The sequence below is a fragment of the Autumnicola edwardsiae genome (assembly GCF_031846505.1).
GTDB classification, from domain to species: Bacteria; Bacteroidota; Bacteroidia; order Flavobacteriales; family Flavobacteriaceae; genus Autumnicola; species Autumnicola edwardsiae.
Genome location: NZ_JAVRHP010000012.1, coordinates 21,654 through 40,716, shown reverse-complemented (window position 1 = coordinate 40,716; position 19,063 = coordinate 21,654). Strand labels below are relative to the sequence as shown.

Sequence of the window (19,063 nt, the reverse complement as noted above, 5' to 3'; positions counted from 1 at the left end):
TATGTCTTTAAAATCTTTCGGGGCAAAAATTTTTGCCAAACAAGTAAGGAATAACATCAAAAAATGGGCTTCTCAACCTGAAGATACCCAAATGAAGGTTTTTCAGCAGATCATCGCGAAGGGGAAATATACAGCCTTCGGTAAGGACCATAATTTCAGCAAAATTAAGACCTATAAGGACTTTGCTGAAAATGTTCCGGTGAGGGATTATGAGGAACTAAAACCTTATGTAGAACGTATGGTAGCTGGGGAAGAAAGTGTACTTTGGCCGGGAAAGCCGCTTTATTATGCTAAAACTTCGGGAACTACAAGTGGCGCAAAATATATTCCGCTCACAAAAGATTCTATGCCTACACACATTAATGCGGCCAGAAACGCAATTCTATGCTATATCGCTGAAACTGGGAATTCTTCTTTTGTAGATGGCAAAATGATCTTTTTGCAGGGCAGTCCCGAAATGCAGGAGAAAAACGGAGTAAAACTTGGCAGGCTTTCAGGAATCGTTGCACATTACGTCCCGGCATATCTTCAAAAGAACAGGCTCCCCAGCTGGGAGACCAATTCTATTGACGATTGGGAGACAAAAGTAGATGCTATTGTAGAAGAGACACGAAAGGAGAATATGACCGTTATTAGCGGAATTCCATCGTGGGTACAAATGTATTTTGAACGCCTGGAAAAGAAATCGGGCAAAAAAGTAGGCGACCTTTTTAAAAACTTCAACTTATTTATTTACGGCGGAGTCAATTTTGAACCTTATCGCTCAAAATTTGAAAACCTTATAGGCAGAAAGGTAGATAGTATTGAGTTATATCCCGCTTCTGAAGGTTTTTTTGCTTTTCAGGATAGACAGAACGAGAAAGGAATGCTATTGCAGCTAAATTCCGGAATGTTCTATGAATTTATAAAAGCTGAAGAATTCTATAGCGAAAACCCGCAGCGGCTTAGCATTGGAGAGGTCGAAATTGGGCAAAATTACGTGATGATCGTGTCCACTACAGCAGGGTTATGGGCTTATAATATAGGCGACACGGTTCAGTTTACCTCAACAAAACCTTACAGGGTGATAGTCTCGGGCAGGATCAAGCACTTTATTTCGGCTTTTGGGGAACATGTAATTGCTAAGGAAGTAGAGGAAGCTATGCAAACAGCAATTTCTGAAACAGATGCCAGGATAAGTGAATTTACGGTTGCACCGCAAATTACCCCGGCAGGGGAAGAGTTGCCTTATCACGAGTGGTTTATAGAGTTTGAAAAGGAGCCGGAAGATTTTAAGAAATTCAGTGATATTCTGGATAAATCCATGCAAAAGCAAAATTCTTATTATTTTGATTTGATTGAAGGGAAAATTCTACAACCTTTGAAAATAACTAAAATCCCTCGTGACGGATTTCAGAAATACATGAAATCAATTGGAAAACTGGGCGGACAAAATAAGCTTCCGCGCCTTTCCAACGATAGAAATATTGCTGATAAACTGTAATTAATTTAGAGAACGAAAAGAATTTTATGTCGAATTTAAAGATTCAGGGTCGTACCCGCGCTCAGGAAAGCTCCAGTGCAATAGAGCGAATGTATATTACAATGCGCCACCTTTTTAACAGGGGGTTTTATAAACCAATGGGCGTTTCAGGAGAAACCCTTAGGGAAGCCCTGTTAACATTACGGCCTGAAATTTATGGATCTGTTGCCGGAGATAAGGCAGAATTAAACGGGTTGTTATATGTTATAGACCGGCTTCCAAAGGGCATTGAAGAATGCAGGTACATTAACCTTACAAGTAATGAAGGTTATGCGAATTCTCATTTTAAAGCTATAATTCCGCCAAAAAGACGCCGAAACTGTTATCGCATAGACGAAGAACAGATGAATATTGAAATTACCCGTGGCCGTTCAGAAATTTATGATATTCTCACCCACCTCACGTTTCTGTTTATAGAATCCCATAAAATTATGCGCCGCGTGGTAATCGATGAGGAGGGAAGTGTAACGCGGGACTGGCAGAAACTTGAAAAAGCTGTTTTACAAACCGAAGATCTTACCCAGGCAGAGCGGGAAGTAGCGTTAACTCATACCGCCAATATTCTTGGAAGAACATTTCATGAAGTCACTACAATTTATCCTAAATTCTCTCTTCCAGAGAATCAGGAGCGTTTCCTTAATATCATTTACTGGCTGGGAAAACTGGCAATTTCAGAAATTGTAGAGAACAACAAGCGGCTTATTACCTTTAGTCAGGTACTGCGCGAGCGCCTGGGACAACATATTCATGGCGAAATTTGGGCAGATAAGATAAAAGAATATTTACTTGCCGAAAATCTTACCCACCGTCCAATCCATATTATAAGTGCCAATATGCACAGCGTGATGAATACCCTGTTTACACCGGTTGCTCTTAAAGCTGAATTAAAGAAAAAGCCACCACTGGGTATTTATGAGGATTTAAGTGATAGCGGTAATGGTCCTTTGCGGAATAAAGTTGCCAAGGCTGCGCTAAGCAAAGGCATGAAGTTTATTGAAGATGAAAGCGGCACCAATATAGATGTTCAGGTTTTTGACACCGCAAAGCTTGAAGAAGGCTTTAAAGTACAAGGTTTTTCAGAAAAACCTGAAGAAGAGAAGCCGGTAATTATTGTGATGGATTATGCATTTGGAGAGCAGGCTTACGAGACTATGGATGAACTTTTAAAGCCGTACTCTTTTGAAGATAACGAAATCCATATGAATGTGAAATCTATTTCCATTATGGGAAAAGCGGGAATCCTGGAAGGTGCAAAAGGGGATATTATGGTTCCCACGGCGCATTTATTTGAGGGAACTGCAGATAATTATCCGTTCAAAAACGAACTTTCCAAAGAAGATCTGGAGGGTAATGGTATTAATATCCTGGACGGTAGTATGATTACCGTTTTGGGAACTTCTCTTCAAAATAAAGATATTTTACGCTTTTTTCACGACTCCACATGGAACGTAAGCGGGCTCGAAATGGAAGGAGCACATTATCAAAAAGCCATACAGGCGGCTGCAAAATTGAGAGGTAATATAGATGGCGATGTAAAAGTACGTTATGCTTACTACGCATCAGATAATCCTTTGGAAACCGGGAGCACACTGGCTTCAGGAGGTCTGGGAACTACCGGTGTAAAGCCGACTTATCTTATTACTGAAAAAATCCTGGAGCAAATATTCAATTCTTAAAACCCATTTATGCAGGTAGAACAAACGCCCTTAAAAGACTGTTTTTTAATTAAGCCTTCTGTTTTTAAGGACAAGCGGGGAATATTCCTGGAAAGTTATCATCGCAAGAGATTTGCAGAAATCACCGGGATAGAAGATGAGTTTGTTCAGGATAACCAATCGGTATCGAAATTTGGGGTTTTAAGGGGCATACACTTTCAAACCGGCCAGTTTGCACAGGCAAAATTAGTGCGCGTTATTCATGGGAAAGTCCTGGATGTTGTGGTAGATCTGCGGCCCGGTTCAGAAACATTTCAGAAGACGTACAAGGTTGTGCTGGATGATCAAAACCTGCACCAGTTATATATTCCCAAAGGCTTTGGTCATGGCTTTCTAACCCTGTCCGAGACTTCAGTTTTTGCTTACAAGTGCGATAAATATTATACTCCGGGTGCAGAATCGGGAATTATTTATAATGATCCAGATCTTAATATCCAGTGGGATTTCCCCGAGGAAAAAATGATCATTTCAGATAAAGATATGCAGCAGCCAACTTTTAAAATACTGTTTAAATGAAGTCAATTTTAGTTACAGGCGCTTCGGGACAACTGGCCCAATGTTTCCAGAAGTTGGCCCGGGAATACGGTCACTTTGAATTCGTATTTATGGATTCTTCAGAATTGGATGTGACCAATAAATGTAATATAACCCAATTATTTGGTGCAAAAGATTTTGATTACTGTATAAACTGTGCAGCATATACCAATGTTGAAAAAGCAGAATCTGAAAAGGAAAGAGCTTTTAAAGTTAATGCAGAAGCGGCTAAAATACTTGCCGAAATTTGCCATTTTTCGAATACCACCCTTTTCCATTTTTCTACAGATTATGTTTTTAACGGCCAATCTAATTTCCCTTATTCTGAAGATGATAAAACCGATCCTCTCAATGTTTATGGGGCTTCCAAGCTCAAGGGCGAGGAAAATATCCGGAAATCCACCGATAAATACTTTATTTTCAGAACTTCCTGGCTCTATTCAGAATTTGGACATAACTTCTTCAACACGATTCTAAGAAAAGCTGAAGAAAAAGCAACTTTAAACATCACAACTGCTCAAAAAGGAACTCCCACCAACGCAAATGACCTTGCAAAACTTGTAATGGACATTATTTCTACTGAAAATGCCAATTATGGGGTCTATCATTTTAGCAACGATGGGGAAGCGACCTGGTATGACTTTGCTAAAGCCATTCTGGAAATTTCCGGAAATGCTGAAGCTGTAGTACTTAATAAAGATGATTCTTATAAAACTGTGGCCAAGCGACCGCAATACAGTGTATTAAGTAAAAAGGAGCTGCAGCAAAATTTCAAAATCGACTTGATCCATTGGCGTAATAGTCTGGAAAACCTTCATAAGTCTACAGTTCTAAACAAAAGTTCGTAATGTCTGCTTCGGGTTTGGGAATTTCAGAAGGCACGAATACTGGAAAATACGGTTTGGTTTCTGTAATAATGCCTGCCTATAATTGTGCCGAATTTATTACTGAAGCCATGCTTTCTGTTCAAAAACAGACCTATTCACACTGGGAACTTCTGGTAATAGACGACGCTTCCAAAGATTTTACGCTTTCGAAAGTCCGGAATTTTGCAAAAGAGGAACCCCGCATTAAAATTTTCAGAAACAAGAAGAACAAAGGCACGGGTTTTAGTCGGAATAAGGGAATTAAGGCTGCTCAGGGCGATTTTATTGCTTTTCTGGATGCAGACGACCTCTGGAAGCCTGATAAGCTGAAAACACAGCTTGATTTCATGAAGCGTAATGACCTCTCGGTTTCCTATACCAGCTACGAACGTATTACCGAAAATGGCCAAAAACGCAATGAGATTGTAGAAGCGCTTCCCTACTTAACGTATCCAAAACTGCTGAAGGCAAATTATATCGGGAGCCTTACCGGTATTTACGATGTGACGCAACTTGGAAAAATTTACGCTCCCGAGGTGAGAAAAAGACAGGACTGGGCTTTATGGCTGGCAGCAGTAAAAAAAGGAGGAACAGCAAAAGGTATAAAGGAGCCGCTGGCACTATACCGTATGAGGAGGAATTCGGTTTCAGGAAATAAACTGGAAATGCTTGTCCACAATTTTCAAATTTATCACCATGTGCTCGGCTTTAGTTTTTTTAAAAGCCTCAAATGTATGGGAGTATTTTTGAAAGAGCAGTTACTGGTAAAGCAGCGGCAATTAAAAAGGATTAAATAAGGGACGTGAATTGCTTCAGTTTTCCACTTTTGCTTCTTTGGAGAGTATGTTTTCTTTCAAAATTAACTTTTAAATCCTTTCCAACATATTTTTGAATGGCAGCTGTAATTTTCTGAACCTGGTTTTTATCAAAATCAGTTTCACTTACATATTCAATCTTAAAAGAATCCATTGCCGTCTGGGTAATGACAAATTCCTTAATATCTCCGGCATCGGTAATTATCGTTTTTGTAACATAGTAAAATGTGAGGCCCGGCACAATTTTACCATTGGCCAAATGTGCTATATCATTGGTGCGGCCAATCAGTTTTTGCAGTTTTGGATGTTTAAAACTGCTTTCTTCAGATAAAATTCCGGTGTCGCCAATGTCATAGCGAATCATGGGATGTGCTTTGTTGTAAAGCGAAGTGATCACCACCCGTCCTTCTTTCCCAAAAGGCAAAATATTGTTGTGTTCATCGAGGATCTCCACATAAAGATCTTCAGAATTAACGATCCACTCTTTTTCCCGATTCTCAAAAGCTATCAGTCCAACTTCACTGGCGCCATATTCGTTTAAAACCGGAACACCCAGCGTTTCCTCCATCAAAATTTTATCATTTTCAAAAAGACGTTCAGAAGTAACAATGCAAACTTTAAGACTGGGGCAGATTTCCTTCAGAATGATACTTTTGTTTTTGAGAAATTTTGAAAATAATAGAATTGCACTGGTGTACCCGTTTATATATTCAAATTTGGTGTTTTTGAAGCGCTGCAGAAAATTCTGCATTTTCTCATCACTTAAATTGAAGATATTAAACCTTCGGCGCAGGCTAATCCTGTCCTTTACACGCTCCTGAACATTTCCGTAGAAATCGAGCGGAATACCATAAAATCGCGCCTGTAAAGACTTGTTGAGGTCTATCCCGTGCCAGCGATAACGGTTGTTAAATCCCGCCCAGCTTAGTGCATGGGCAAAACGATCTTTGGCAAAAATAAAAGGTTGGCCGCTGCTTCCGGAAGTTTTTCCAACATAGGTTGTTTTCCGGCTACTGAAACCTTTACTTATCCTATTTTGCAGAGGTTGCTGAAGGTCTGCCTTTTTCATAACAGGTACATCTGCCCAGTTTTTACAATTCTGTGTAGGGCAAAACTGCCTGTAAAATTCATTATTTTCAATGTGGAACTTTAAAATAGATTCACGTTGCCCCTCAAGATATTCCCGGTATTTATGCTCCGGAATTTCCTGGATTTGATGCAACAGTTCTTCGGCCCTGTTAATCGGGAAATTGTTGAGCTGTAAAGAAAGCCTGAACCACTTCAAATGCTTTAATTTCGTTTTTTGTATAAAATAATTGGTGCTTCAATTTACAAACAATTATTTTTGGCACAACAACTAAAACAGTTCCAGATGAAAATATTAATCCTTGGCGCCGGTGGCCGTGAACATACCTTTGCACATATGATCTCTCATAGCGGGAAATGTAGTGAACTTTTTGTGGCTCCGGGCAATGCGGGAACTTCAAAAATTGCTGAAAACGTAGACCTTAAAGTCACAGATTTTGAAGCAATTAAAGATTTTGTGCTGGACAAAAAAATTGAAATGCTCATTGTAGGGCCTGAAGATCCGTTGGTAGAAGGAATTGCCGATTTCTTTGCTCAAAATGAGCAGCTAAAGAATATTAAATTAATTGGTCCGTCCAAAAGAGGGGCTTTGCTGGAAGGAAGTAAGGAGCGCGCAAAAGAATTTATGCTGATGCATAAAATTCCAACCGCAGCCTACGAGAGTTTTACTGAAGAAAGTCTGGAAGCAGGAAAATTGTTCATGGAAACGCTGGATGCTCCTTACGTACTTAAGGCCGATGGCCTTGCGGCGGGAAAAGGAGTGCTAATTCTTGACGACCTGGAGGAAGCGAAAAAGGAACTTGAGCACATGTTGGCCGGCAAAAAGTTTGGTGCCGCCAGTACCAAAGTCGTCATCGAAGAATTTTTGGATGGAATAGAACTGAGTGTTTTTGTGTTAACCGACGGTAAGAATTACAAAATCCTGCCAACAGCCAAAGATTACAAGCGAATAGGCGAGGGCGATACCGGACTTAACACCGGCGGAATGGGGGCAATTTCCCCGGTTCCTTTTGCAGATAAGCAATTTATGCAAAAAATCGAGGAGCGCATTGTAAAACCTACGGTTAATGGTTTAAATGAAGAGGATATAAGTTATAAGGGCTTTATTTTTATAGGACTTATAAAAGTTAATAACGATCCTTACGTTATCGAATATAATGTGAGAATGGGCGACCCGGAAACTGAAGTTGTTTTACCCCGAATAAAATCTGATTTGGTTGAGGTTCTGGAAAAAACTTTCGACTCAAAATTAGATGAGGTTAATCTGGAAATAGACGATCGTGCCGCGACTACGGTAATGATGGTTTCCGGGGGGTATCCCGAAGCTTATGAGAAAGGCAAGGAAATTTCAGGTCTGGATGAGGTGGAAGGTTCAATTCTTTTCCATGCAGGAACAAAAACTGAAGATGGAAAAGTGGTGACGAGTGGTGGTCGCGTTATTGCGATTACATCACTTGATAATGATTACAAAAAAGCACTAAAAAAATCTTACCAAAATGCAGAAAAACTACATTTCGATAAGATGTATTTTAGAAAGGATTTAGGCTTTGACCTATCCTAAGAAGGAATGTGCTTTAGGATCCCTGTTTTCTTCGTTATTGTCGTTATAAGTTTTTAGCTGCTTCATCCAGTAAAGGAAAGCCAGAAAACCAACAATTACAAAAAAGAAATTCAGGATATTGGCCAAAAACCAGGATTCAAGTTCAAGTTCGCGCAGCCAATCCAGCGGAGCGAACAGGACGTTTATAAAAAGATCCTCAATTCCTTCAAATAAATCTTTCATCGTATAACTTTGTTACATTAATTGTTACAAAAATATAAAAAACGGAAATGCTAACAAGCTTTTTTGGCAAATCAACTCCTGTAAATATTATTGCAGTGGTGATTTTTATGGCTGCTTTCTTTGTTTTCGCCAACTTCAATCCCTTGATTGCCGATTTTGCGCTGCTCCCTTTTTTAGAAAAGTTTGCAGTTTTAGTCGTTTTTCTTTTAAGTGTGCTGGTGCTTAATTTTATAGCAAAGAAGAATGAACTTACTAAAATAAGTGCCTATAAAATCCTGCTTTTTGCGGTGTTTGCGACTTCTTTTTCAGCGCTGCTTCAGAATGATCAGGCGATAATTGCCAATTTCTTCATCCTGCTTTCCTTTAGAAGGATTATAAGTTTAAAATCCCGAAAAGTTGTACAAAAGAAGATTTTTGATGCTACTTTCTGGATTTGCATCGCCTCTTTATACTATTTCTGGTCTATTTTGTTCCTTTTGGTGGTCTTTGCAGGTATCCTTTCCTATGCATCCTATATAAAAAACTTTCTAATACCAATAATTGCCTTTTTAGCGGTCGCGCTAATTACAGAAGCGGGCTATCTGCTTATTTACGACAGTTTATACAGCTTTTCAGACTGGTTTCAGCCGATGAATTTCCATTTTGAAAACTACCAGGATCTGGCGCTGTTAGTTCCGTTAAGTATTATTCTTGCTTTGTTGCTGTGGACGATGTTTTTTTACCTTTCAGTTATTCAGAAGGCGAGCATTACCCGGCGGCCGGTACTAAATCTGGTAATGTTAAGCCTTGCAACTGCAATTTGCGTGGCTGTTCTTTCCCACAACAAAAACGGCAGTGAATTCATCTTTTTCTTTGTGCCGTTAAGCATTATCGCTTCCAATTACTTCGGAAGTAAAAAAGATAAAATTTTCAAAGAAATACTGCTGTTTCTGCTAATCCTTATGCCGCTGTGCATTCCGTTTATTTTTTAGGTTGAAGAAATTTTTCCGTGGAAATAAGCATTTCAGAAAACCTGTTTTCAGCTTTGTTACGCTCAAAAACTATTGTAAATTATAATACATTTGCAATACGCTGAAGTTAAACCACAGGAAAAAGAAATACCATGTTTTCAGATAAAGCCAATCATATTTTTCAGGAAGTAATCGAGAATTACCACGAAAAGGATACTGTAGATCAATCTTTTAAGAATCCATACGATCAAAAAGAAGATTTAATAGGGCACCTCCTTTACAGGAAGTGCTGGATAGACACGGTGCAGTGGCATTATGAGGACATTATTAGGGATAAGAACATAGATCCTGTAGCTGCTTTAGAGCTAAAGAGGAAAATAGATGCTTCTAACCAGGATCGTACCGATACAGTCGAATATATCGACAGTTATTTCCTGGAGAATTTTAAAGAAGTGAGCCCTAAGGAAGATGCAACGATCAATTCTGAAAGCCCTGCCTGGGCAATAGATCGTTTGTCCATTTTGGCTCTTAAAATCTACCACATGGGCGAAGAAGCGAACCGAAAAGATGCTTCCCAGGGGCATTTGATGGCTTGTAAGGCAAAGCTCGATATTTTGCTGGAACAGCGTGTGGACCTTTCTACGGCAATTAATCAATTGCTGGAAGATATCGCTAACGGGGACAAATATATGAAGGTTTACAAGCAAATGAAGATGTACAACGACGAAGAACTTAACCCTGTTCTTCGCGGCAAAAAGTAATTGATGATGAAGAAAGAACCTTCCAGGAATTCCTCCGGCGGCGCCCGTGCTGTAAAAAAGAAGGTTCATATTCTGGTAATTCGGTTATCTGCCATGGGCGATGTGGCGATGACGGTGCCGGTGATCCGCACGTTGATTAATACTTATCCGCAGTTAAAAATAACCGTTTTGACCCGCGGATTTTTTGCTCCAATGTTTAAGGATATTCCCAATGTTTCTGTTTATGAAGCAGATGTAAATGGCGTGCACAGCGGCGTGATTGGACTGGGCCGCCTGGCGAAAGAGCTGCGGGATGAAGAGATCGATATGGTCGCCGATCTTCACGATGTGCTGCGGAGTAATGTGCTCAATTCAGTTTTTTATCTCTTCGGAATTCCGGTGAAGCAAATAGATAAAGGCCGAAGTGATAAAAAAGCCCTTACCCGTGCTGAAGATAAAGTTTTTAAACAGCTAAAATCCGCGCATCAACGTTATGCCGATGTTTTTGAAGAATTGGGTTATCCAATTTCACTGAAGGACCACCAGTTTAAAACAAAATTTGCCCTTTCTGAAGAAGTAAAAGCGATTACCGGCGATCACAGTAAAAAATGGCTGGGAATTGCCCCTTTTGCACAACATGCTTCCAAATCCTATCCTTCAGATTTAATGGAAAAAGTGCTGAGTGAACTTCAGCAGGTCGAAAATGTGAAGATTTTCCTGTTTGGTGGTGGCGCTGCAGAACTTCCGAAGCTTAAAGAGTGGGAAGAGCAATTTTCAGAAGTAAAATGTATAGCGGGAAATTTTTCTTTTGAAGAGGAACTGGCTTTAATTGCCAACTTAGACGCTATGCTTTCTATGGATAGCGGCAATGGGCATTTAGCGGCAATGGATAATGTGCCGGTAATTACAATTTGGGGGTTAACCCATCCTTATGCGGGCTTTGTACCTTTTAATCAGCCGCCTGATCATTCAATCTTACCCGATTTGGAAAAATTTCCTTTAATTCCCACTTCTATTTACGGAAAAAAGGTGCCCGAAGGCTATGAAAACGCAATGCGAAGCATTCCGCCGCAAGCTATTGTGGAAAAAGTGCTTATTATTCTGAAGTAATTCTGAAGTTTTTATGCACATTCAAACTGTAGGTCGAAAATTGGCAATTTTCGACCTACAGTGAACTTCAGCTTTAGACATCGTCATAATCCACCTTTAAAGTAGGCGTGGTAGGCTGCGCCTGGCAGGTTAAAATTAGTCCTTCTTCCAATTCCTCATCAGTCAGGATCTGATTTTTTCTCATTTCTGCTTTTCCTTCAGTAATCCTGGCAATACAGCTGCTGCAAATACCGCCCTGGCAGGAGTAGGGGACATCAAGATCGTTTTCCAGCGCTGCATCCAGCACGGTTCCCTTCATATCCATGGTAAGGGTTGTTTCTTCGTCGTCTACAAGGATCGTTAGTTCGGTCTGGCCTTCAACATCTGCTTTTACTTCTCCGGTATCTTTACTGGAGAACAATTCAAACAGAATTTTTTCTTTAGAAACGCTGTTTTCAAGCAGAATTTCGCTTACCTGGTTGATCATTTCTTCTGGTCCGCACAAGAAGAAGGTTTTAATTGGCTGATCTTTAAACCTGTTCTTCACGATAAAATTGACGGTGCTTTTTTCTATACGGCCAAAATGGGCATTTTCTTCACGTGTCCGGCTGTAGACAAATTCAATAAAAAGCCGGTCGGGATATTTAGCCTGGAGTTCCAGAAGTTCCTTGAAAAATATAGTTTCGCCGGGAGATTTATTTCCGTAGGTAAGGATAAACCTGCTCTTTGGTTCTTCAAATAGAACGGTTTTGATCATAGAAAGTACGGGAGTAATACCACTGCCGGCGGCAAAGGCAGCATAAGTATTAACATCATCACCGGGAGTCAACACAAATTTTCCTTCGGGAGGATGTACTTCCAAAACATCTCCTGCCTGAAGTTTATTGTTGGCAATAACCGAAAATTTTCCTCCTTCAACTTCCTTTACAGTGACTTTAAAATCTTCGCTACCGGGAGCTGAACAAATAGAATATGCTCTTCTCACTTCCTCTTGCCCCACAGCAGTTTTAATGGTAATATATTGGCCAGATTTAAAGTAAAATTCTCCTTTTAAATCCTGCGGAATTTCAAAAGATATACTTACCGCCTGAGGGGTTTCCCGAATAATTTCTTTTATTTTTAACGGATAAAATTGACTCATCAAAAAAAATTTATTTGCAAAAATACAAAGTATACCTGTTTTTAAAGTGTAACAAACAGCTAAAATTCTGTACTAGTAATATAAAGACCTTTAAAATATGTTTAAACTGTTTTTCTCGCTGGAATGGAAGGCGTTTTTTAGATCTGCCAGTTTTGGAAAAAGTATAGGGCTAAAAATTTTCCTTATTTTTATGGCACTCTATTTTGCCGGTATGTTCCTGGTAGTAGGAATTGGCCTTTATCCAATGCTCCAGAAGTTTTATCCAGATCAGGATACTTTAGAAGTGGTAAACAGTTATGTACTGCTGTGGTTGGTATGCGAATTGCTTTTTAGGTTTTTGTTACAGACTTTGCCGGTGATGGATATAAAACCGTTGCTTAACCAGCCCATACCAAAACGGAAAGTAGTGAATTTTGTTCTTGCAAAATCTCTGTATTCATTTTATAATATTCTTCCGCTGTTTATTATTATCCCGTTTGGGATCTTTTGTATAGTTAAAAGCGATTATGCTACGGTTCAAATCCTTGCGTGGATGCTTGCTGTGTTTTCGTTAAGCCTGTGCGTAAATTTTACCAATTTCATTATTAAGAAGCGTTTTACAGATAACCTGAAGGCGCTTGTTCCTTTTATAGTTGTTTTGGCGGTTCTTGCTGCACTGGATTACTTCGGAATTTTTCAGATTACAGCCCTATTTGGAGAAGCTATAGATTTTATGGTGGCCCAGCCTTACCTGGCTATTGTTCCTGCGATTCTTCTTGTTTTACTCTATAAATGGAACCAGTTAAATCTGGAGAAGAAATTTTACCTGGATGCAAACCTGAAGGCCAAGTCCAAAGCTGCAGATACCAGCGATTTTGTATGGACCAGGAAATTTGGAAGCATAGCCCCTTTTCTTCAGCAGGATTTAAAATTGATCTGGCGAAATAAGAGGCCAAAAACAACCATCTACCTCTCACTTTTCTTTGTGTTTTACGGGCTTATTTTCTATACAAATGATTCTTATCAGGAAATGTCGGCATTCCTTGTTCTTATTGGAATCTTAATTACCGGAATGTTTATGATGAATTTTGGGCAGTTTATTCCGGGATGGGATTCTTCGTACTATCCAATGATCATGGCACAAAATATCCCATTACGGCAATATTTAGCATCAAAGGCAGGGTTAATTACGTTTAGCGTGGTGGTAATGGCGATTTTATCTACTCCATATATTTATTTTGGCTGGAATATTTTATTGCTGAATATGGTATGTGCGGTTTACAATATTGGTGTTAACGTGCCGGTTTTACTTTATGCCGGTTCCTTTAACAAAAAGCGAATCGACCTGGACAAAAGTCCGTTTATGAATTACCAGGGCACGGGCGCCGCCCAATGGCTGGTAGCCCTTCCTCTAATGGTATTACCATCTCTTATCTTCTGGATTACCAATAAATTTTTAAATTTTAATGCGGCTATAGGCTTATTGGCTTTACTTGGAATTATTGGTTTATTTCTAAGGCCAAAGCTGCTGAATTTTCTTGCAGGGGTTTACAAGAAGAGAAAATACGTAATGATACAGGGTTTCAAACAAAGCGGCGAATAAAAAATTTTGATTATGATAACAGCAACAAATCTTTCCAAGGTTTACGGCGGAACAAAGGTTCTGGACATTGAACATCTTGATATCCCCTCAGGACAAAACTTTGGACTTGTAGGAAATAACGGAGCCGGGAAAACCACCTTTTTCAGCCTTCTTCTTGATTTGATCCAGCCCAGTTCGGGAAATATTTTTAATAATGATATTACGGTAAGCCAGAGCGAAGAGTGGAAACCTTTTACTTCTTCTTTTATAGATGAAAGTTTCCTTATAGGATATCTTACTCCAGAAGAGTATTTCTATTTTGTGGGAGAGCTGCGGAATCAAAATCGGGCAGACATCGATACTTTTGTGGCGCAGTTTGAAGATTTTTTCAATGGTGAAATTATTGGAAGAAAAAAATACCTGCGGGATCTTTCCAAGGGGAATCAGAAGAAAGTAGGGATAATTGCCGCGCTTATAGGTAATCCTGAAGTGGTCATCCTGGATGAACCTTTTGCAAACCTAGATCCCACGACGCAATTCCGTTTAAAGAAAATCCTGAAGGATTTATCTGAAGTTTCAGGAACAACTGTCTTGATTTCCAGCCACGATCTTATTCATGTCACCGAAGTGTGCGAGCGGATTGTGGTTTTGGATAAAGGAACAATTGTGAAGGATATTAAAACTTCAGAAGCTACAAGAAAAGAACTGGAAGCTTATTTTGCAGGAGAGCAGGTTGAAGTAGAGGAGGAGCCAAAGGAGGAAATCTAAGTTACTGAACTTTGTTTTTGTAAAAAGAAGCGTATTTTTGCACACTAAAGTACCTGTTTTTGAGTTATTCATGGTACTAAGAAATCGCTGATTTGAACAGATTTATCCGAATTCCTTTTCTTATTATAATCGTGAGCATCATTTTTAGCTGTTCCCGAAAAAAGGATACTTTCCTTAGCCGCAACTGGCACGCGGTAACTACAGAATATAATACGCTTTACAATGGAGATCTTGCGTTGGACCAGGGCCGCCAGGAATTAAACCAGAATTACGCCGATAATTACTGGGATATTCTTCCTGTTGAAAGAATGCAAATCGATCAAAATATTATCCTGCCAGACAGTATTAGAAATCAGAATTTTGGAAGGGCAGAGGAGAAGGCGGTAAAGGCTATACAGCGTCACTCGATGTTAATTGAAGGTAAGGAGCATAATCCGCAAGTAGATGAAGCTTACCTGTTGTTGGGCAAAGCGCGTTATTTCGATCAGCGTTTTGTTCCTGCGCTGGAAGCCTTCAATTATATTCTTCATAAATATCCTGCAAGCGATAATATCAATTACGCGCAAATATGGAGGGAAAAGACCAACATGCGGTTAGACAATAATCGGTTAGCCATAAAGAATTTAAAGCGAATAATTGAGAATTATAACCTTGAAGAGCAGGACCTGGCAGATGCGAATGCCACGCTTGCGCAAGCCTATATAAAATTGGAGCATCAGGACAGTGCAATTGCTCCTTTGCAGACTGCTGCAGAATACACTAAGAAAAATGAAGAAAAAGGGAGGTATTATTTTATTTTAGGACAGCTTCATAACTTTCTGGATCAAACGGGTAGGGCAAATGCTGCTTTTGACGAAGTAATTGCACTTAACAGGAAGTCCCCAAGGATTTACATGATCAATTCCTATGTACAGAAGGCACGGAACTTCGACTATGATTCAGAAAATAGTGCGGCGTTACGGGAATTGCTTACAGAGCTTGAGGAAGATCGGGAAAACCGGCCTTTCCTGGATAAAATCTACTTCCAGATTGGGGAATATTACAGTCGTCTGGACTCTACAGATCTTGCGGTAGAATATTATAATAAATCCCTAAGCTCCCCCCGTAGTGATATTTACCTAAAATCCATCAACTACGAAATTTTGGCAAATATCAACTTTGACAACGGGGAATACCGCGAGGCCAGCCTTTACTTTGACAGTACTTTGGCGACAATGTCTCCACAGCTCAGGGAATTCAGGAGCATAAAGAAGAAAAGGGATAACCTGGAGGACATTATTCAGTATGAAGAAATTGCGGAAGAAAATGATAGTATTCTTAGAATTGCCAATCTTTCTGAAGAAGATCAAATCGCCTATTTTACCACTTACACCAATGATCTCAAAGCCGCGTATACAGAAGAAGTACTTGCCGGAAGAAATGACCTGGCATTATCCCGAAATAATTTTGGTCCTTCAGTTCCAATGGCAGTAAATACTGCAGGTCCCGTTAGTAATTTCTATTTTTATAATGAATCCAGAGTGGCCAATGGTGCACGTGAGTTTTTAAGAAACTGGGGAAGAAGGGAACTTTCAGATAACTGGCGCTGGGGCGATAATACTATTTCTACCGGTGCAGAGCAGGTACAAAATCAATTTCTGGAAATAGACATAGCAACAGATCCGCGGTTTGATGCGATGTCTTATGTGAGTCAGATTCCCAGTGACCCATATACGCTGGATAGTTTAACAAGGGATAGGGATTTTGCCTATTATCAACTGGGGATTATCTACAATGAGAAATATGGGGAATACGATCTGGCTTCCGCAAGGCTGGAGGCACTTTTGGAGAACACACCTGAAGAGCGGCTCATACTTCCGGCAAAATATAATCTATACAAAGCTTACCAGGCATCTAACAGGTCTCAGGAAATGGAAATTATAAAGCAGGATATCCTTCAGAATTATCCTGAATCCCGTTACGCTGCTTATCTTCAAAATCTGGAGAGCAGTGTCGAAAATGGCAATTCTCCCGATGCTGTTTATGATGAGGTTTATAAAATGTTTGAAGCTGAAGAATATGCTGAAGTGATTGACAAAACTACTGCTTTAGCAACTCAGTTCACAGGTGATGAAATCGTACCAAAACTGGAACTGCTAAAAGCTATGGCAATTGGAAGGCTGCATGGTTTGGCAGACTACAAAAAAGCGCTTAATCAACTTGCATTAACTTATCCACAGACCGAAGAAGGGAAAAAAGCGCAGGATATCTATAACAGGGCCATTCCGCAGTTGGAAAGTCTTACTTTTGCTGATGAAAATAAGCAAAGCAGGTTTAAGCTTTTATATGCTTTTGGTGCGAATGAAGAAGAGGAAATGGCTAAACTGAAAGAAAAAATAGACCAGGCACTGACAGATTTGGACTACGATCTTTCAACTTCAACAGATATTTATAACCCTGATATCAGCTTTGTTGCAGTTCATGGGCTTAGAAGCAGAGAAGTTTCTCTTGGTTTTGCAGAATTGCTTCAGATAAATAAAGATTACCAGGTGCTTCGGGAACCAATCACAATCTCGCAGGAAAATTACAGGATAATCCAGATTCAGAAAAACCTTCAGTCTTACCTCAATAAATTTGATTAAAAGCTTTTGATAAAGCGGTGATAATAATGAAAGACGATCAGCGAAAATACCTGCACCTCATAAATATTGCGTTTCAAATGGGAATTATCATTGCTGCAGGGGTTTTTCTTGGCATCTGGCTGGATGGAAAATTTCCGAATAAATATTCAGGTTTTACGATAGGGGTTTCCCTGCTGGGGGTTTTTGTTGCTTTATATCAGGTCTACCGCGGGATTAGTGATATGAATAAGGACGAGGAATAATGAAGCAAAAATTACTTAAATTTTTAAAGATTTTAATTCCTTTTGCTTTTATCCTGGGGTTTATTCAGTATCTAGTTATTACTTATCTGGTTAAGGTACAGTTGTACTATAGCATTTTATCTATATACGCTTTTCATATTATTGTTACGTTTCTAATCTATTTTGTTTTGGTTTTTATACATCAGAATTTTGAAGAAAAAACAGGTTTTGCCTTTATGGGGCTAAGCCTTTTTAAAATGCTTGCAGCCATTGTTTTTTTACTGCCCATGATGTTGGCTGGCGTTGAGAGGCCATTTGGCAGTTTAGTTTCATTTTTTGTTCCTTATTTCTTCTTTTTGATTTACGAAACGGTCTCTGTTGTGAAACTAATCAACGCTAAATAATTACCTGACAATCAATAATATCAGTTAAAAGTTGATTTAGGTTAAAAAATTAAAGAGCGGACTTTCAGATAAAAATTAAAAGTATACCTTTGCACGGAAATTTAGAGAGCCCATAATTTTTTAAGTAGAACAGGTAACATGACAGCATATAAGTCTTTTATGATAAAAGTGTACTTAACACTAGCTTTTGCCGTACTTCCGTTATTTTCTTTTGCACAGGAGCACGAAACTGTTGAAGAAGCAGAGGAGACTTTTAATCCCACAGATATGATTATGCATCATATTGGGGATTCCCACGGGTGGCATTTTTTTGGAGAGGGTGAGGATGCTTTTACCATTCCGCTTCCTATTATTCTATATACAGATAATGGGCTTGTAACTTTTATGTCGAGTGAATTTCATCATGACATCGAGGGTCAGTACGTTGTTGAGGAAGATGGGATGCGTTTTGTGAACTACCATGAGAAGATTTACCGGCTTGAAGACGGTGAGCAAACCCTTGCGTTAGATGAGGAACACCACCCTGTAAACGCCAGTAAACCCCTGGATCTTTCTATAACCAAGAATGTGGCGGCAATGTTTATTACGGTGATTTTAATGCTAATCTTCTTCCGGAGCCTGGCCGGCCACCATAAAAAAAACAAACACGCTCCAAAAGGATTTAACAATGCACTTGAGGCACTTGTCCTTTTTGTAAGGGATGAGATTGCAAGACCTCAAATTGGGGAAAAGAAATATATGAAGTTTATGCCTTTTTTATTAACGGTATTTTTCTTTATCTGGATCACGAACCTTTTAGGTTTATTGCCCGGAGCGGCCAACGTAACCGGAAATATTGCAGTAACGGTTTCTTTGGGATTGTTTACTTTGGCTCTAATTATTATGAATGGAAGTAAAGATTACTGGAAGCACGTATTTTGGATGCCGGGTATCCCTACCTTTGTAAAGCCAATTTTAGCTGTAGTAGAGGTGATGGGAGTTATTATTAAGCCACTCGCTCTTATGATTCGTTTGTTTGCCAATATTACTGCAGGACATATCATCATCCTGAGTTTAATCGGGTTAATATTTTTATTAGAAAATGCGGGGGTTGCGGGAATATCTGTTCCTTTTGCTTTATTTATAACAGTACTGGAATTGCTGGTAGCATTCCTTCAAGCGTTTATTTTTACGATTCTGTCGGCCTTATTTATCGGGATGGCGGTTGAGGAACATGAACATCATTAATTTTTAATTTTTAAATTTTT

The 19,063-nt window shown here is 39.4% G+C and carries 18 protein-coding genes; 15 read left to right on the top strand and 3 right to left on the bottom strand.

Going from position 1 to position 19,063, the window contains the following annotated elements:
• The first annotated feature begins 1 nt into the window (after position 1).
• The 5 genes from RM529_RS04040 to RM529_RS04020 are packed head-to-tail and all read left to right on the top strand — an operon-like array spanning position 2 to position 5,434.
• A complete protein-coding gene (locus RM529_RS04040) occupies positions 2 to 1,483 on the top strand; it encodes a GH3 auxin-responsive promoter family protein (RefSeq protein ID WP_311483462.1) in 1,482 nt (493 codons plus the stop codon).
• Between the two features lie 26 nt (positions 1,484 to 1,509).
• Positions 1,510 to 3,198, top strand: a complete 1,689-nt coding sequence (locus RM529_RS04035; protein WP_311483461.1) for a DUF6909 family protein — start codon at positions 1,510 to 1,512, stop codon at positions 3,196 to 3,198.
• A gap of 9 nt (positions 3,199 to 3,207) precedes the next feature.
• Positions 3,208 to 3,753: a dTDP-4-dehydrorhamnose 3,5-epimerase gene (gene rfbC, locus RM529_RS04030; protein WP_311483460.1), complete on the top strand. Its 546-nt coding sequence runs from the start codon at positions 3,208 to 3,210 to the stop codon at positions 3,751 to 3,753.
• A complete protein-coding gene (gene rfbD, locus RM529_RS04025; protein WP_311483459.1) occupies positions 3,750 to 4,619 on the top strand; it encodes a dTDP-4-dehydrorhamnose reductase in 870 nt (289 codons plus the stop codon). Before rfbC ends, rfbD begins: the two co-directional genes overlap by 4 nt.
• Complete coding sequence (locus RM529_RS04020) at positions 4,619 to 5,434, top strand: glycosyltransferase family 2 protein (protein ID WP_311483458.1); 816 nt, start codon at positions 4,619 to 4,621, stop codon at positions 5,432 to 5,434. Before rfbD ends, RM529_RS04020 begins: the two co-directional genes overlap by 1 nt.
• On the opposite strand, the gene RM529_RS04015 is transcribed toward RM529_RS04020, so the two are convergent.
• Complete coding sequence (locus RM529_RS04015; protein WP_311483457.1) at positions 5,427 to 6,737, bottom strand: phenylacetate--CoA ligase family protein; 1,311 nt, start codon at positions 6,735 to 6,737, stop codon at positions 5,427 to 5,429. The genes RM529_RS04020 and RM529_RS04015 overlap by 8 nt on opposite strands.
• A gap of 87 nt (positions 6,738 to 6,824) precedes the next feature.
• Between RM529_RS04015 and purD the strand changes: the two genes are divergently transcribed.
• On the top strand, positions 6,825 to 8,099 hold the full coding sequence (gene purD, locus RM529_RS04010; protein ID WP_311483456.1) for a phosphoribosylamine--glycine ligase: 1,275 nt from the start codon (positions 6,825 to 6,827) through the stop codon (positions 8,097 to 8,099).
• Here purD and RM529_RS04005 read toward each other — a convergent pair.
• Positions 8,091 to 8,321, bottom strand: a complete 231-nt coding sequence (locus RM529_RS04005; RefSeq protein ID WP_311483455.1) for a DUF6341 family protein — start codon at positions 8,319 to 8,321, stop codon at positions 8,091 to 8,093. The two genes, purD and RM529_RS04005, sit on opposite strands and share 9 nt — an antisense overlap.
• 47 nt (positions 8,322 to 8,368) lie before the next feature.
• Between RM529_RS04005 and RM529_RS04000 the strand changes: the two genes are divergently transcribed.
• The 3 genes from RM529_RS04000 to RM529_RS03990 all read left to right on the top strand — a co-directional run bounded on the left by RM529_RS04000 (position 8,369) and on the right by RM529_RS03990 (position 11,121).
• Positions 8,369 to 9,292 (top strand): DUF6427 family protein, encoded by a 924-nt coding sequence (locus RM529_RS04000; protein WP_311483454.1) that lies wholly within the window; start codon positions 8,369 to 8,371, stop codon positions 9,290 to 9,292.
• 131 nt (positions 9,293 to 9,423) lie between these two features.
• Complete coding sequence (locus RM529_RS03995) at positions 9,424 to 10,032, top strand: DUF4254 domain-containing protein (protein WP_311483453.1); 609 nt, start codon at positions 9,424 to 9,426, stop codon at positions 10,030 to 10,032.
• A gap of 3 nt (positions 10,033 to 10,035) precedes the next feature.
• Positions 10,036 to 11,121: a glycosyltransferase family 9 protein gene (locus tag RM529_RS03990; protein ID WP_311483452.1), complete on the top strand. Its 1,086-nt coding sequence runs from the start codon at positions 10,036 to 10,038 to the stop codon at positions 11,119 to 11,121.
• 73 nt (positions 11,122 to 11,194) lie between these two features.
• Here RM529_RS03990 and RM529_RS03985 read toward each other — a convergent pair whose 3' ends face one another.
• Positions 11,195 to 12,241: a 2Fe-2S iron-sulfur cluster-binding protein gene (locus RM529_RS03985; RefSeq protein ID WP_311483451.1), complete on the bottom strand. Its 1,047-nt coding sequence runs from the start codon at positions 12,239 to 12,241 to the stop codon at positions 11,195 to 11,197.
• A gap of 97 nt (positions 12,242 to 12,338) precedes the next feature.
• Between RM529_RS03985 and RM529_RS03980 the strand changes: the two genes are divergently transcribed.
• The 6 genes from RM529_RS03980 to atpB all read left to right on the top strand — a co-directional run bounded on the left by RM529_RS03980 (position 12,339) and on the right by atpB (position 19,043).
• On the top strand, positions 12,339 to 13,823 hold the full coding sequence (locus RM529_RS03980) for a DUF5687 family protein (protein ID WP_311483450.1): 1,485 nt from the start codon (positions 12,339 to 12,341) through the stop codon (positions 13,821 to 13,823).
• A gap of 12 nt (positions 13,824 to 13,835) precedes the next feature.
• Positions 13,836 to 14,570: an ABC transporter ATP-binding protein gene (locus RM529_RS03975; RefSeq protein ID WP_311483449.1), complete on the top strand. Its 735-nt coding sequence runs from the start codon at positions 13,836 to 13,838 to the stop codon at positions 14,568 to 14,570.
• Positions 14,571 to 14,662: 92 nt separating this feature from the next.
• Positions 14,663 to 17,191: a type IX secretion system periplasmic lipoprotein PorW/SprE gene (gene porW / locus RM529_RS03970; protein ID WP_311483448.1), complete on the top strand. Its 2,529-nt coding sequence runs from the start codon at positions 14,663 to 14,665 to the stop codon at positions 17,189 to 17,191.
• Between the two features lie 26 nt (positions 17,192 to 17,217).
• Positions 17,218 to 17,433, top strand: coding sequence for an AtpZ/AtpI family protein (locus tag RM529_RS03965; RefSeq protein ID WP_311483447.1), 216 nt, complete (start codon positions 17,218 to 17,220; stop codon positions 17,431 to 17,433).
• A complete protein-coding gene (locus RM529_RS03960; RefSeq protein ID WP_311483446.1) occupies positions 17,433 to 17,816 on the top strand; it encodes a hypothetical protein in 384 nt (127 codons plus the stop codon). Before RM529_RS03965 ends, RM529_RS03960 begins: the two co-directional genes overlap by 1 nt.
• A gap of 138 nt (positions 17,817 to 17,954) precedes the next feature.
• Positions 17,955 to 19,043, top strand: coding sequence for a F0F1 ATP synthase subunit A (atpB, locus tag RM529_RS03955; protein ID WP_311483445.1), 1,089 nt, complete (start codon positions 17,955 to 17,957; stop codon positions 19,041 to 19,043).
• Positions 19,044 to 19,063 lie beyond the last annotated feature (20 nt).

Excerpts from the sequence above, each read along its gene's own strand:
- RM529_RS04040 (WP_311483462.1), top strand. The coding sequence starts at position 2 with ATGTCTTTAAAATCTTTCGGGGCAAAAATTTTTGCCAAACAAGTAAGG.
- RM529_RS04035 (WP_311483461.1), top strand. The coding sequence starts at position 1,510 with ATGTCGAATTTAAAGATTCAGGGTCGTACCCGCGCTCAGGAAAGCTCC.
- rfbC (WP_311483460.1), top strand. The coding sequence starts at position 3,208 with ATGCAGGTAGAACAAACGCCCTTAAAAGACTGTTTTTTAATTAAGCCT.
- rfbD (WP_311483459.1), top strand. The coding sequence starts at position 3,750 with ATGAAGTCAATTTTAGTTACAGGCGCTTCGGGACAACTGGCCCAATGT.
- RM529_RS04020 (WP_311483458.1), top strand. The coding sequence starts at position 4,619 with ATGTCTGCTTCGGGTTTGGGAATTTCAGAAGGCACGAATACTGGAAAA.
- purD (WP_311483456.1), top strand. The coding sequence starts at position 6,825 with ATGAAAATATTAATCCTTGGCGCCGGTGGCCGTGAACATACCTTTGCA.
- RM529_RS04005 (WP_311483455.1), bottom strand. The coding sequence starts at position 8,321 with ATGAAAGATTTATTTGAAGGAATTGAGGATCTTTTTATAAACGTCCTG.
- RM529_RS04000 (WP_311483454.1), top strand. The coding sequence starts at position 8,369 with ATGCTAACAAGCTTTTTTGGCAAATCAACTCCTGTAAATATTATTGCA.
- RM529_RS03995 (WP_311483453.1), top strand. The coding sequence starts at position 9,424 with ATGTTTTCAGATAAAGCCAATCATATTTTTCAGGAAGTAATCGAGAAT.
- RM529_RS03990 (WP_311483452.1), top strand. The coding sequence starts at position 10,036 with ATGATGAAGAAAGAACCTTCCAGGAATTCCTCCGGCGGCGCCCGTGCT.
- RM529_RS03985 (WP_311483451.1), bottom strand. The coding sequence starts at position 12,241 with ATGAGTCAATTTTATCCGTTAAAAATAAAAGAAATTATTCGGGAAACC.
- RM529_RS03980 (WP_311483450.1), top strand. The coding sequence starts at position 12,339 with ATGTTTAAACTGTTTTTCTCGCTGGAATGGAAGGCGTTTTTTAGATCT.
- RM529_RS03975 (WP_311483449.1), top strand. The coding sequence starts at position 13,836 with ATGATAACAGCAACAAATCTTTCCAAGGTTTACGGCGGAACAAAGGTT.
- RM529_RS03965 (WP_311483447.1), top strand. The coding sequence starts at position 17,218 with ATGAAAGACGATCAGCGAAAATACCTGCACCTCATAAATATTGCGTTT.
- RM529_RS03960 (WP_311483446.1), top strand. The coding sequence starts at position 17,433 with ATGAAGCAAAAATTACTTAAATTTTTAAAGATTTTAATTCCTTTTGCT.
- atpB (WP_311483445.1), top strand. The coding sequence starts at position 17,955 with ATGACAGCATATAAGTCTTTTATGATAAAAGTGTACTTAACACTAGCT.